The 13314-nt window shown below is 71.3% G+C and carries 12 protein-coding genes; 3 read left to right on the top strand and 9 right to left on the bottom strand.

Translation table 11 applies throughout. From position 1 onward, the window contains the following. The first annotated feature begins 22 nt into the window (after nucleotides 1-22). Nucleotides 23-1069: a mechanosensitive ion channel family protein gene (locus tag ACIQZO_RS01755; RefSeq protein WP_403619198.1), complete on the top strand. Its 1047-nt coding sequence runs from the start codon at nucleotides 23-25 to the stop codon at nucleotides 1067-1069. Here the strand turns inward: ACIQZO_RS01755 and ACIQZO_RS01750 are convergent. Continuing rightward, the gene (locus tag ACIQZO_RS01750) at nucleotides 1066-1650 is read right to left on the bottom strand and encodes a TetR/AcrR family transcriptional regulator (protein ID WP_403618457.1); all 585 of its coding nucleotides are present in this window, start codon (nucleotides 1648-1650) and stop codon (nucleotides 1066-1068) included. The two genes, ACIQZO_RS01755 and ACIQZO_RS01750, sit on opposite strands and share 4 nt — an antisense overlap. 67 nt (nucleotides 1651-1717) lie before the next feature. Between ACIQZO_RS01750 and ACIQZO_RS01745 the strand changes: the two genes are divergently transcribed. Next, the gene (locus ACIQZO_RS01745; RefSeq protein ID WP_403618454.1) at nucleotides 1718-2212 is read left to right on the top strand and encodes an SRPBCC family protein; all 495 of its coding nucleotides are present in this window, start codon (nucleotides 1718-1720) and stop codon (nucleotides 2210-2212) included. A gap of 55 nt (nucleotides 2213-2267) precedes the next feature. Here ACIQZO_RS01745 and ACIQZO_RS01740 read toward each other — a convergent pair whose 3' ends face one another. From ACIQZO_RS01740 to ACIQZO_RS01720, 5 genes are all read right to left on the bottom strand, one after another. Then, the gene (locus ACIQZO_RS01740; protein WP_403618451.1) at nucleotides 2268-3860 is read right to left on the bottom strand and encodes a Na+/H+ antiporter; all 1593 of its coding nucleotides are present in this window, start codon (nucleotides 3858-3860) and stop codon (nucleotides 2268-2270) included. A 157-nt stretch (nucleotides 3861-4017) separates the two neighbouring features. Then, nucleotides 4018-4485: a GNAT family N-acetyltransferase gene (locus tag ACIQZO_RS01735; protein WP_403618448.1), complete on the bottom strand. Its 468-nt coding sequence runs from the start codon at nucleotides 4483-4485 to the stop codon at nucleotides 4018-4020. Further along, nucleotides 4482-5423, bottom strand: coding sequence for an RluA family pseudouridine synthase (locus ACIQZO_RS01730; RefSeq protein ID WP_403618445.1), 942 nt, complete (start codon nucleotides 5421-5423; stop codon nucleotides 4482-4484). Before ACIQZO_RS01730 ends, ACIQZO_RS01735 begins: the two co-directional genes overlap by 4 nt. A 41-nt stretch (nucleotides 5424-5464) precedes the next feature. Beyond that, the gene (gene lspA / locus ACIQZO_RS01725; RefSeq protein ID WP_403619195.1) at nucleotides 5465-6007 is read right to left on the bottom strand and encodes a signal peptidase II; all 543 of its coding nucleotides are present in this window, start codon (nucleotides 6005-6007) and stop codon (nucleotides 5465-5467) included. A 139-nt stretch (nucleotides 6008-6146) separates the two neighbouring features. Further along, nucleotides 6147-6896 (bottom strand): TraR/DksA family transcriptional regulator, encoded by a 750-nt coding sequence (locus ACIQZO_RS01720; RefSeq protein ID WP_403618442.1) that lies wholly within the window; start codon nucleotides 6894-6896, stop codon nucleotides 6147-6149. 629 nt (nucleotides 6897-7525) lie between these two features. Here ACIQZO_RS01720 and ileS point away from each other — a divergent pair. Then, nucleotides 7526-10672 carry an isoleucine--tRNA ligase gene (gene ileS, locus ACIQZO_RS01715; RefSeq protein ID WP_403618439.1) on the top strand — a complete coding sequence of 1049 codons (3147 nt, stop codon included), beginning with the start codon at nucleotides 7526-7528 and terminating at the stop codon, nucleotides 10670-10672. 285 nt (nucleotides 10673-10957) lie between these two features. On the opposite strand, the gene ACIQZO_RS01710 is transcribed toward ileS, so the two are convergent. The 3 genes from ACIQZO_RS01710 to ACIQZO_RS01700 form a co-directional block, all read right to left on the bottom strand. Further along, nucleotides 10958-12154: a DivIVA domain-containing protein gene (locus ACIQZO_RS01710; RefSeq protein WP_403618436.1), complete on the bottom strand. Its 1197-nt coding sequence runs from the start codon at nucleotides 12152-12154 to the stop codon at nucleotides 10958-10960. Nucleotides 12155-12236: 82 nt separating this feature from the next. Next, nucleotides 12237-12533, bottom strand: coding sequence for a YggT family protein (locus ACIQZO_RS01705; protein ID WP_030385571.1), 297 nt, complete (start codon nucleotides 12531-12533; stop codon nucleotides 12237-12239). A 60-nt stretch (nucleotides 12534-12593) separates the two neighbouring features. Next, nucleotides 12594-13211, bottom strand: coding sequence for a cell division protein SepF (locus ACIQZO_RS01700; protein ID WP_403618433.1), 618 nt, complete (start codon nucleotides 13209-13211; stop codon nucleotides 12594-12596). Nucleotides 13212-13314 lie beyond the last annotated feature (103 nt).

Here is a 13314-nt window from a genome sequence, read left to right as displayed (position 1 = left end):
AGCTACGTTCATCCCCATGGAGATGGAGAACGTCCTGCGCCCCGTGACGGTCATCGGCGGCGCACTGGTCGCCACCCTGATCGCGGGATGGCTGCTCGACCTGCTGCTGCGCCGGGCCGACACCCGGCACCCCGAGACCCCCCTGTGGGGACTGCTGCGCCGCTGCCGGCTGCCGTTCCAGGTCGTCCTGTGCGCCTCGCTGCTCAGAGCCTCCTACCGGTGGGCGGGAATCCTGCCCGACCACGCCTTCGGCGTCGGCCGGTTCCTCACCCTGGTCCTGATCGCCTCGGCGGCCTGGCTGGCGGTGCGCATCGCGGCGGCCGCGGTCGACTCGACGTACGCGCGCTACGCGGCGGTGACCGAGGACGAGGCCCGGGTGCGCCGGGTCCGCACCCAGGTCACGCTGATCCAGCGGGTGGTCATCGCGGTGGTGGTCGTGGTGGCCGCGGCGGCGATGCTGCTGACCTTCCCGCCGATGCGAGCGCTCGGCGCCTCCCTGCTGGCCTCCGCCGGAGTCCTCGGGATCGTGGCCGGCATCGCCGCGCAGGCCACGCTGAGCAATCTCTTCGCCGGTCTCCAGATCGCCTTCGGCGACACCGTCCGCATCGGCGACACGGTGGTGGTCGACAAGGAGTGGGGCCGGGTCGAGGAGATCACCCTGACCTTCCTGACGGTCCGCACCTGGGACGAGCGGCGCATCACGATGCCGGTCTCGTACTTCACGAGCAAGCCCTACGAGAACTGGTCGCGCGGCGGCGCGCAGATGACCGGCACGGTCTTCTGGCACCTGGACCACAGCGCTCCGCTCGACCTGATGCGCGAGCGGCTCCAGGACATCCTGAAGGAGATCCCGGAGTGGGACGGCCGAGGCGGCGGCCTGACCGTGACGGACACCACACCGCACACGGTCCAGGTCCGCGCGGTCGTCACGGCGAAGGACGCCGACGACCTCTGGACGCTGCGCTGCGCGGTGCGCGAACGCCTGATCACCTGGCTGGTCGCCGAGCACCCGTACGCGCTCCCCCGCATCGCCACCGCCCCGGCCGCGCAGGCCCCGGCGGGCGACTAGCCGGGCAGGAGCGCGGCCGCGCACTCCTCGGCGAGGTCCTCGGCGTGCGGCGGCAGCGCATCGCCCGCGCGCAGGTGCCGGCGGACGACCGAGAGCGGCAGGTCGATCAGGGCCAGGGTGACGCGGTCCCGGTCCTGGAGGCCGGTCGCGCCGAGGGACGCGGCGAGCGCGCCGAGGGCGGCGTACACACGCTGGTTGCCCGAGTCGGCTCGCCCGGTGTGCTCCTCGGACCAGTCGGCCCGGCCGAACTCCCACGGGCCGTGGAGCAGCAGCGCGGCCTCCTCGGGGTGCGCGCGGCTCCACCCCACGACGTGCCGGGCGGCGGCGCGGGCGGCCCGGCGGGGGTCGGGATCGCTGTGCAGGCAGGCGAAGTAGCCCTCCTGGAACCGCTCGACGGTGCGCAGCCACACCTCGGCGAGCAGGGCGCCGCGCCCGGCGAAGCGGTGGTACATGGAGCCGCTGGGCGCGCCGATCGCCTGCGCGACGGCGGACATGCTCACGCCGCCGGGGCCGGCGGAGGCGGCCAGCCGCACGGCGGCGTCGAGGATCTGGTCGGTGTCGAAGCGGGGTGGTCTCGCCATGAATCAGAGAGTACTCTCCAGATTATTAGAGACTGCTCTCTAATAATGCGAAGGGGAGGGTCCACTCATGGGCGTCTACAACGTGCACGAGCGTCTGATCGCGGCGAAGGAGAGCGAGGTCGGCGCACTCGTCGACACGCTCGCCGGCGGGGAGGACGACCGGCTGTGGCCCGGCCGGCTCTGGGAGGAGATGGAGCTCGACCGCCCCCTGGGGGTCGGGGCGGTCGGCGGACACGGACCGGTGCGCTACACGGTGGCCGCGTACGTGCCGGGGACCTGGGTCCGCTTCACCTTCACCGGCCCCCGCGGATTCCACGGCTTCCACGAGTTCGCCGTACTGCCCGTCGACGCCGAGCGGACGGTGCTGCGGCACACCATCGCGATGCGGCTCAGCGGCCTCGCCCGCATCACCTGGCCACTGGCCTTCCGCTCGGGGCACGACGCCGTCCTGGAGGACAGCCTGGACCGCGCCGAACTGGCGTGCACGGGCACGATCGCCCACCCGGCCCGCTGGTCCCCGTACGTCCGCTTCCTGCGCGGGCTGGAACGCCTGGCCGGCTGACCGGGGTGGCCGGGAGACCGGGGCGTCCGGGCGGCCGCTCAGGGCGCACGCAGGCTCAGGGCGTGCGCAGGCTCCGGACGTCCAGGTGCCGGAGTACCCGGTCCACGATCTCCGGGTCGGAGCCGGGTTCGCTGCGGGCGGCCAGGATCTCGTGGCGGGCGGCCGACATCATCTCGCGCTGGATCCGCTGGATGTCGTGCAGCCGCTCCACCCGCTTCGCGTACGCCTCGCGCCGTTCCTCGTCCACCATGTCGGGACTGATCCTCGCCCCCACGTCGTACGCGCGCCGGTACAGCTGCTCGGTCAGGTCCTCCGGCAGGTCCTCCACCTCCTGGATCTCCCTCAGCCGCTGCTTGGCCGCCTTCGCGGCGCGGATCGCCAGCCGGCGCTCCGCGTCCCGGTCCGCGTCCGTGTCGGCCTCCACCCCCAGCCGCCGCACCAGCCACGGCAGGGTCAGCCCCTGGCACACCAGGGTCGTCATGATCACCGCGAACGCGATGAAGATGATCTGGTCCCGCCCGGGGAAGGGCTCACCGGCGTCCGTCTCCAGCGGAATGGCCAGGGCCAGGGCCACCGAGGCCACCCCGCGCATCCCCGCCCACCACATCACCACGCTCTCCCGCCAGCTCAGCGGGATCTCCTCGTCGTAGTCGCGCCGCTGGTGCAGCTTCTGCGCGAGCCAGCCGGCCGGCAGCAGCCACACCAGCCGGACGCCGATCGCCACCGCGACCACGACCACCGCCCACCCGGTCATCTCCCACGCGCGGTCCTTCGCCGTGCCGAAGACGTTGTGCAGCTCCAGCCCGATCAGTCCGAAGGCCACGCCGGTGACCAGCATGTCGACGACCTCCCAGAACGTGTGCCCGGCGAGCCGCCCCAGCACGTCGTCGGCATCACTCGCGTACTCGGCGAGGAACAGGGCCGCCGTCAGCACGGCCAGCACCCCCGAGCCCTGGAGCTCCTCCGCGACCACGTACGCGACGAAGGGCACCAGCAGCGTCAGCCCGATCTGCAGGGTGGCGTCGCCGAGCCGGCCCATGAGCTGGCTGGTGGCCCAGCCGAGCGCCAGCCCGACGGCCACGGCCACCACGGCGGAGAGCACGAACTCCCCGAGCGCGTCGGGCCAGGAGAAGCTGCCGCTGACGACGGCGGCGACGGCCACGTGGTAGAGCACGATGGCCGTCACGTCGTTGAAGAGCCCCTCGCCCTCCAGGATCGACACCATGCGGCGCGGGAGGCCCAGCGATCCGGCGACGGCCGTGGCGGCCACGGGGTCGGGCGGGGCGACGAGCGCGCCGAGCGCGACGGCGGCGGCGAGCGGCAGGCCGGGCACGACCGCGTTCGCCACGGCGGCGACGGCGGCGGTGGTGACGAACACCAGGGCCACGGCCAGCAGCAGGATCGGCCGGACGTTGGCGGCGAACTGCCGCCAGGAGGTGCGCTGCACGGAGGCGTACAGCAGGGGCGGCAGCACCAGCGGCAGGATGAACTCGGGCGGGATCTCGACGTTCGGCACGGCCGGCACCAGGGCGAGGATCACCCCGCCGATGGTCATGAGGACGGGTGCGGGCAGTTTGAGCCGGTCCCCGAGCGGCACCGTGACCACGGCCCCGAGGAGAAGCACGAAGAGCAGAGCGAGCTGATCCACTCCCCCACCCTGCCAGTCCGCTGCGCTTGGCTTGTGTGGTGACGCGGCTCCGTGTCGGGCTCCGCCCGAACCCCTACGGCGCTCCGCGCCCGCGCCTCAATCGATCTTTCAAGCCCCGCCGGCGTTTGAGGCGACCGTCCAGCCCCGCCCGGGAGGGCTACGGCAGGGGGCGGCGCATGGCGCGGTGGGGGATGCCCGCGTCCTGGAACTCCGGGCCGTAGGCCACGTACCCGAGCCGCTCGTAGAAGCCCAGCGCATGCGTCTGCGCGCCGAGATCGACCGCTGTCAGCCCCCTCCGGGCCGCCTCCGCCTCGATCGCGCGGACCAGCGCCACACCCACGCCCAGTCCGCGCGCGGACTGGGCGACGGCCAGCCGGCCCAGCGAGCCGACCGCCGGGTCGCCCGTCTTGCCGAGGGCCGCCGGCCCGTGGAGCAGTCGGCCCGTGCCCAGCGGCGCACCGTCCGCGGCCACGGCCAGGACGTGCACCGCGTCCGCGTCGTACGCGTCGTACTCGATCGACTCCGGCACCGACTGCTCGATCACGAAGACCTCGGACCGCACCGCGAAGCAGGACTTCAGGTCCTCCTCGGAGACGGCGACCCGCACCTCGACCTGCGAGGTCACTCGCTCTCCGCCCGGATCACGTCCAGCGCGTGCTGGAGGTCGGCCGGGTAGGTGCTCTCGAACTCGACCCACCGGCCGTCCGACGGGTGCTCGAAGCCGAGGCGCACCGCGTGCAGCCACTGGCGGGTGAGGCCGAGCCGCTTGGCGACCGTCGGGTCGGCGCCGTAGGTCAGGTCGCCGACGCAGGGGTGGCGGTGCGCGGACATGTGCACGCGGATCTGGTGCGTGCGCCCGGTCTCCAGCTTGATGTCCAGCAGCGAGGCGGCCCGGAAGGCCTCGATCAGGTCGTAGTGGGTGACGGACGCCTTGCCGTCCTGGATCACCGCCCACTTGTAGTCCGCGCTGGGGTGGCGGCCGATGGGCGCGTCGATCGTGCCGCTCATCGGGTCCGGGTGGCCCTGCACCAGAGCGTGGTAGCGCTTGTCCACGATGCGCTCGCGGAACTGGTTCTTGAGCGAGGTGTACGCGCGCTCCGACTTCGCCACGGCCATCAGGCCGGAGGTGCCGACATCGAGGCGGTGCACGATGCCCTGGCGCTCGGAGGCGCCGGAGGTGGAGATGCGGTAGCCGGCCGCGGCGAGACCGCCGATGACGGTGGTGCCGGTCCAGCCGGGGCTGGGGTGGGCGGCGACGCCCACCGGCTTCATGATCACGACGATGTCGTCGTCGTCATGGATGATCTCCATGCCGGGGACGGGCTCGGCGACGAGCTCGACCGGCCGGGCCGGCTCGGGCATCTCGACCTCGAGCCAGGCGCCACCGTGCACACGCTCGGACTTCCCGACGACACTGCCGTCGACCGACACCTTCCCCGCGGCCGCGAGATCGGCCGCCTTCGTCCGGGAAAAACCGAACATACGGGCGATGGCGGCGTCGACGCGCTCGCCCTCGAGGCCATCGGGAACGGGCAGGGTGCGGATCTCGGGAATCGTACTCACCCGTCGAGTATGCAGGACGGGGCGGACGAGCCGTCCCGCGATCAGTCCTTGTGGACGGTCCCGTCGGGGTCCAGACCCTTGAAGGACAGCAGGACGATCAGGATGCCGCCGCACACGATCGCCGAGTCGGCGAGGTTGAAGACGGCGAAATGGGCCGGCGCGATGAAGTCGACGACCGCGCCGCGGAACACACCCGGAGAACGGAAGATCCGGTCGGTCAGGTTGCCCAGCGCACCGCCCAGCAGCAGGCCCAGCGCGATCGCCCACGGCAGGCTGTAGAGCTTGCGCGCCAGCCGCACGATCACGACGATCACGGAGGCCGCGATGCAGGTGAAGATGATGGTGAAGGCCTCGCCGAAGCCGAAGGCCGCGCCCGGGTTGCGGACCGCCTCGAACTTCAGCAGGTCACCGATGATCTCGATCGGCGGCTGGTGCTCCAGCTTCGCCACGACCAGCATCTTCGTGCCGAGGTCGAGCAGGTAGGCGAGCAGCGCCACGACGAGCAGGGCCGTGATCCGACGGCGCCCCCTGGACCCGGCGGACTCCGGCTGGGTGTCGTCCCCGACCTCCGGCGTACCGATGATGCGCTCCGCCTCTGCCACGTGAGTCCCTCGAACTAGCTCGAACCAGGCTCCTCCTGGACCCTGACGGACACGAGGGTACGTCAGGGTCCCCGAGGACCGCCTGCCCCACCTCGCCGGACCGCGCACCGGGTCGCGGCGCCTAGTGCCGCCGCTCCTGCTTCTGCTTGCAGTCCACGCACAGCGTGGCCCGCGGGAAGGCCTGCATCCTGGCCTTGCCGATGGGCTGCCCGCAGTTCTCGCAGAGTCCGTACGTGCCCGCCTCCAGCCGTTCCAGGGCCCGCTCGGTCTGCTCCAGCATCGAGCTGGCGTTCGCCGCGAGGGCGAGCTCGGACTCCCGGGTGATGTTCTTGGTGCCCGTGTCGGCCTGGTCGTCGCCCGCACCGTCTCCCGAATCCCGCATCAGGCCGGAGATGGCCACCTCGGAGGCCTCCAGCTCGGCCCGCAGCCGCAGCACCTCCGACAGGAGCTCCGTACGGGCGTCCTCGACCTCCTTGGGGGTCCAGGGGTCCTCCCCGGGCCGTACGGCGAGCTCACCGGGGGCCAGGGCCGCCGTGGCCCGTGCTTTGGGGAGCCCGCTGGTCGCGGCCGCGGCCGTCTTCCTCGCCGTACCGGCGCTCTTCTTGGCAACCACTTTCCGGACTCCCGTCTTCTTCGCGGCGTGCGCCGCCCCCTCGGCCGCGGCCCTCTTGGCCGTGGCCGTCCGCTTCTCGACGGCGGTCGTCTTCTTGACGGCGGTCGCCTTCCCGTCCGGTGCGTGCGCGCCGGCGGCGGTCTTCCGGGCAGCGGCCGCCTTCTTGGCGGGAACCGCGTCCTCGGAGCCCTCCGCCTTCGCGGCGGCCTTCCCGACAGCCTTCTTGGCAGTACTCCCGGCGGTCTTCTTCGCCACCATGGCCGCGGCCCCTTCACATACTGTGATCTTTGCTCGCGAATCGTGCCGGAACGATAAATCGACACCGGCCCCGCGGCAACGGGGCACGCATCCATCGAGGTCAACCTGCATCCGTTGTGCCCAGCAGGAGCCCCGGTAATCCGCCACTCCCGCCCCACCCGAGTCGTAACCGGCGCCCCGGGCCCATTCGGGTCACGCCGGGCTCGCGCGGGGGCCGCGCCGGGGCCCCGCCCAAACCCTCCCCGCGGCCCCGCCACGCCGGGCCGCGGGCCCCCCGTACGGGCCCCCGTAAACCGGTCTGCCCCGCACCTCCCGGGCCCGTACACTGGGCCGAGCGAAAGGCATGGACGGGGACGAGTAGCGTCGTACGCAGCCACGAGCGACCCGGGGACGGTGAGAGCCCGGGGGCGAGCGCGATGTGAAGGATCACCCCTGAGCCGCCGGAAGAAAGCCGCACGGCATCCCCGTACGGCGAGTAGAACCGGCTTCGCACCCCAATGAGGGGGCCATCGGATCCGTCCGGCGGCCAAGGAGGGTGGTACCGCGGGAGCAGGCGTCCTGGATTCTCAGGAGTGGCTCTCGTCCCTCCGGACGGAAGTGACATCCCGCCGGAGGAAGAGTTCAGCCTCATGACCACACCGCCTCAGTACCGCCCGGTACCCGCCCAGGTCGATCTGCCTGCCCTCGAGCATGCCGTCCTCGACTTCTGGCGCGAGAGCAAGACCTTCGCCAAGACCCTGGAGCAGTCCGAGGGCCGCCCCGAGTGGGTCTTCTACGAGGGCCCGCCCACCGCGAACGGCATGCCCGGCGCGCACCACATCGAGGCCCGCGTCTTCAAGGACGTCTTCCCCCGGTTCCGCACCATGCGCGGCTACCACGTGGCCCGCAAGGCCGGCTGGGACTGCCACGGCCTCCCCGTCGAGCTCGCCGTCGAGAAGGAGCTCGGCTTCAACGGCAAGCAGGACATCGAGGCGTACGGCATCGCCGAGTTCAACGCCAAGTGCCGCGAGTCCGTGACCCGCCACACCGACGCCTTCACCGAGCTCACGACCCGGATGGGCTACTGGGTCGACCTGGACGACGCCTACCGGACCATGGACCCCGAGTACGTCGAGTCCGTGTGGTGGTCGCTGAAGGAGATCTTCAACAAGGGTCTGCTCACCCAGGACCACCGCGTCGCCCCCTGGTGCCCCCGCTGCGGCACCGGCCTCTCCGACCACGAGCTGGCCCAGGGCTACGAGACGGTCGTCGACCCCTCGGTCTACGTCCGCTTCCCGCTGACCTCCGGCCCCCTCGCGGGCGAGGCCGCCCTGCTGGTCTGGACGACGACGCCCTGGACCCTGGTGTCCAACACCGCCGTGGCCGCGCACCCCGACGTCACGTACGTCGTCGCGAGCAACGGGGAGGAGAAGCTGGTCGTCGCCCAGCCGCTGCTGGAGAAGTCCCTGGGCGAGGGCTGGGAGGCCACCGGCCAGAGCTTCACGGGCAAGGAGATGGAGCGCTGGACGTACGAGCGTCCCTTCGACCTCGTCGAGTTCCCCGAGCCCGCCCACTACGTCGTGAACGCCGAGTACGTCACGACCGAGGACGGCACCGGTCTGGTCCACCAGTCCCCCGCCTTCGGCGCCGACGACCTCGCGGTCTGCCGCGCGTACGGCCTGCCCGTCGTGAACCCGGTCCGCCCCGACGGCACCTTCGAGGAGGAGGTCCCGCTCGTCGGCGGCGTCTTCTTCAAGAAGGCCGACGAGAGGCTGACCGCCGACCTCGACGCGCGCGGCCTGCTCTTCAAGCACATCGCCTACGAGCACAGCTACCCGCACTGCTGGCGCTGCCACACGGCCCTGCTGTACTACGCGCAGCCGTCCTGGTACGTCCGCACCACCGCCGTCAAGGACGCGATGCTGCGGGAGAACGAGAAGACCAACTGGTTCCCGGACTCCGTCAAGCAGGGCCGCTTCGGCGACTGGCTCAACAACAACATCGACTGGGCGCTGTCCCGCAACCGCTACTGGGGCACCCCGCTGCCGATCTGGCGCTGCGAGGAGGACCACCTCACCTGCGTCGGCTCGCGCGCCGAGCTGAGCGAGCTCTCCGGCCAGGACCACTCGAACCTGGACCCGCACCGCCCGTACATCGACGAGGTCACCTTCCCCTGCACGGCGGACGGCTGCTCGCTGGAGGCCGTCCGGGTCCCGGAGGTCATCGACGCCTGGTACGACTCGGGCTCGATGCCGTTCGCGCAGTGGGGCTACCCGTACAAGAACAAGGAGATCTTCGAGAAGCGCTACCCGGCGCAGTTCATCTCGGAGGCCATCGACCAGACGCGCGGCTGGTTCTACACGCTGATGGCGGTCGGCACCCTCGTCTTCGACAAGTCCTCCTACGAGAACGTGGTCTGCCTGGGCCACATCCTCGCCGAGGACGGCCGCAAGATGTCCAAGCACCTGGGCAACATCCTCCAGCCGATCCCGCTCATGGACCAGCACGGCGCGGACGCGGTGCGCTGGTTCATGGCGGCCGGCGGCTCCCCGTGGGCCGCCCGCCGCGTGGGCCACGGCACGATCCAGGAGGTCGTCCGCAAGACCCTCCTCACGTACTGGAACACGGTCGCCTTCCAGGCCCTGTACGCCCGTACGTCGAATTGGGCGCCGTCCGCCTCCGACCCGGCCCCGGCCGACCGCACGGTCCTGGACCGGTGGCTGCTCTCGGAGCTCCACACGCTCGTCGCCGAGGTCACCGACGCGATGGAGTCGTACGACACCCAGCGCGCGGGCAAGCTGCTGTCCGCCTTCGTGGACGACCTGTCGAACTGGTACGTCCGCCGGTCGCGCCGCCGCTTCTGGCAGGGCGACGCGGCCGCGCTGCGCACCCTCCACGACGTGGTCGAGACGGTCACCCGGCTCCTCGCCCCCCTCACCCCCTTCATCACGGAGCGGGTCTGGCAGGACATGGTCGTGCCGGTGGTCCCGGACGCCCCGGAGTCGGTGCACCTGTCGTCGTGGCCGGTGGCGGACCGCGCGGCGATCGACCCGACCCTGTCCCGGCAGATGCTGCTGGTCCGCCGCCTGGTGGAGCTGGGCCGTGCGACGCGCGCCGAGTCGGGCGTCAAGACCCGCCAGCCGCTCTCCCGGGCGCTGGTCGCGGTCTCGGGCTTCGAGTCCCTCTCCCCCGAGCTGCACTCCCAGATCACGGAGGAGCTGAACGTCTCCTCCCTGGCCTCCCTGTCGGAGGTCGGCGGATCCCTGGTGGACACGACGGCGAAGGCGAACTTCCGGGCGCTGGGCAAGCGCTTCGGCAAGGGCGTGCAGGACGTCGCGAAGGCGGTGGCCGCGGCCGACGCGGCGGCGCTGTCGCTGGCCCTGCGGTCCGGCACCGCATCCGTCGAGGTGAACGGCGAGCAGGTCGCCCTCACCCCGGAGGAGGTCATCATCACGGAGACCCCCCGCGAGGGCTGGTCGGTGGCGTCCGACTCGGGCGCGACGGTCGCCCTGGACCTGGAGATCACCCCGGAGCTGCGGCTGGCGGGCCTGGCCCGTGACGCGATCCGCCTGATCCAGGAGGCCCGGAAGAACTCCGGCCTGAACGTCGCGGACCGCATCGCGCTCCGCTGGTCCTCCGCGGACCCGGAGGTCGTCACGGCCCTGACGGACCACGCGGCCCTGATCGCGGACGAGGTCCTGGCGACGGACTTCGCGTCCGGCGAGGCCGACGCCGCCTACGGCGACCCGTTCACGGACGAGCCCCTGGGCCTGACCTTCCGCCTCCGCAAGGCGTAACCCACCCCGCGAGCGGCCCGCCCCTTCCCGGGGCGGGCCGCTTTCGTCTCCCCCTACCCGCGCTCCGCCCGGACGTACTTCAGCCCGCCCGGCGTTTGAGGACCGGGGTCCGGGGCGGAGCCCCGATCTTGAGCCCCGCCGGCGATTGAGGCGCGGGGGCTCGGGGCAGGGCCCCCGTGACGGCGCCGCACCCGGGTACGGGAACGGGCCGGGCCCGGTGCCCCCGAAGGGGAACCGGGCCCGGCCCGTACAGCGCGGCTGCCGACCGCAGAACGGCGGCGGCGCCTAGTTGTCGTCCTCGTCGATCAGAAAGCCCCGCATCGGCGACGGCGCCTGCATCGGCTGCGGAGCGTTCGGCCGCACCGGAGCCATCGGCTGGGTCATCGCCGGGGACATCTGCTGCTGGTTGCCGCCGTAGGACGGGGCACCCATCGAGGGACCGCCCATGGGGGACGGGCCACCCATCGAGGGTCCGCCCATCGAGGGGCCGCCCATGGAGTGGCCCATCGCACCGGCCGGAGCCATCGAGGGCGACGGCGGAAGCGCGGGACCGGCCGGGTTGCGCGGCGGGGCCAGGGAGTCGTCGGCCTGGGTCTCCAGCTGGCGCAGCTGCGACTCCAGGTAGGACTTCAGACGCGTACGGTACTCACGCTCGAAGCCCCGCAGGTCCTCGACCTTGCGCTCCAGCGTGGCGCGGGCGGACTCCAGGGAGCCCATCGCGACGCGGTGCTTCTCCTGCGCGTCCCGCTCCAGCGCGTCGGCCTTGGCGCGGGCGTCCCGCTCCAGGCCCTCGGCGCGCGACCGGGCCTCGCCGACGATCTTGTTGGCCTCGGAGCGGGCCTCCGCGATCGCCTGGTCGGCGGTCTGCTGCGCCAGCGACAGGACGCGGGCGGCGCTGTCGCCACCGGGGCTCTGCTGCGGAAGCTGCGGCTGCTGCTGGTGCATCTGCTGACCCATGGGCTGCATCTGCTGCATCTGCTGGCCCATCGGCTGCATCTGCTGCATCTGCTGGCCCATCGGCTGCATCTGCTGGCCCATCGGGTTCTGGCCGCCCATCGACTGCTGCTGCATGGGCTGCTGGCCCATGCCCTGCGGTCCGCCCATGGGGTGCTGCTGCATGGGGCCGCCCATCGGGCCCGGACCCTGCGGTCCGTTTCCGCCGGGGCCGGCCGGGAGCTGCGGCGGGCCCATCTGCGGCTGCTGCTGCTGCGGCGGGCCGGATATGGCCGCGGGCACGGGGGCGCCGGGGCCGCGCTGGTCCTGGGGCTCAGGCTTGCGCATGCCCTGCTGCTGCTGGTTCTGCGCGGCGGCACGCGTGGCGGCGGCCAGCTTCGCGCGCAGGTCCTCGTTCTCGCGCAGCAGGCGCGTCAGTTCGGACTCGACCTCGTCGAGGAAGGCATCGACCTCATCCTCGTCATAGCCTTCTCGGAGGCGGACGGTCGTGAACTGCTTGTTCCGCACGTCCTCAGGAGTCAGCGGCATGTCTTCTTCACCTCTACGTAGTCGTCGGCAGTCGGCAGGACCGTATCGGGACTGTCCCCGCGCGTGCGGGGAAGCTCATCGTTCACACGCTTCTCGCAGCGGTGCTCACGAAACTGATGAGGATGTAAACGATGATCATCAGAACAAAGAAGGACAGGTCGAGTGCCACGCCCCCGAGACGCAACGGCGGAATGGCCCGCCGAAGAAGCTTGAGCGGTGGATCGGTGACAGTGTAGGTGGCCTCCAGAACGACCACCATCGCCTTGCCGGGTGTCCATGAACGTGCGAACTGGAACACGTAGTCCATGACCAGTCGGAAGATCAGCACGATGAGGAAGCACATCAGCGCGATGTAGACCACTTGCAGTGCGACGCCCATCCCGCGCTTCCCTCTCCCCGTTCTCCGCTGTGTCCCCGGCCCCGTGTCTGACGGATCGGTCTAGCTTTGGTTGAAGAACCCGCCCTCCGCGATGCGGGCCTTGTCCTCCGCCGTGACATCGACGTTAGCAGGCGACAGCAGGAACACCTTCTGTGTCACGCGTTCAATGCTGCCGTGCAGACCGAACACGAGTCCGGCGGCGAAGTCCACGAGACGCTTCGCATCCGTGTCGTCCATCTCCGTGAGATTCATGATCACCGGAGTGCCCTCACGGAAGTGTTCCCCGATGGTACGGGCCTCGTTGTAGGTCCGGGGGTGCAGCGTCGTGATGCGGTACGGCTCCCGCTCGGAGACGACCTTGGGCATGATCACGGGGGCGTTCTTCTCCAGGTTCGTGCGATCAGGTGTGATGGATGCCACGGGGGCGATTCGCGGAGGACGTCCGTTTTCCACCGGAATTGGGATGGGCTCACGCTGCGCCGGAGGCTGTACGGCTCGTACCGGTTCGTCCGATACGGGCGATTGGTGCACGGGCTGCTGTCGGCGATCCCGTTCCCGAGCCCGCTCCATCTCCGGCTCGGGCTCGAACTCGTCGTCGGGGTCGTACCCCGGGTTGTCGTACCGGTCGTCCTCCACGAGGCCGAGGTAGACCGCCATCTTGCGCATCGCGCCGGCCATTCTCCGAGTCCTCCGCTCTGTGGTGGATCGCCCTGTCGCAGGTGCCGCCGTGTCACGAATGTCACCAACTGCCCGCGATCCACGTGGTCTGCCCGCCCATCAG

Source organism: Streptomyces sp. NPDC097617 (assembly GCF_044761485.1).
In the GTDB taxonomy this organism is placed as follows: domain Bacteria; phylum Actinomycetota; class Actinomycetes; order Streptomycetales; family Streptomycetaceae; genus Streptomyces.
Note: the sequence above shows the minus strand (reverse complement) of the source record. Positions and strands in the feature narration are given on the sequence as shown.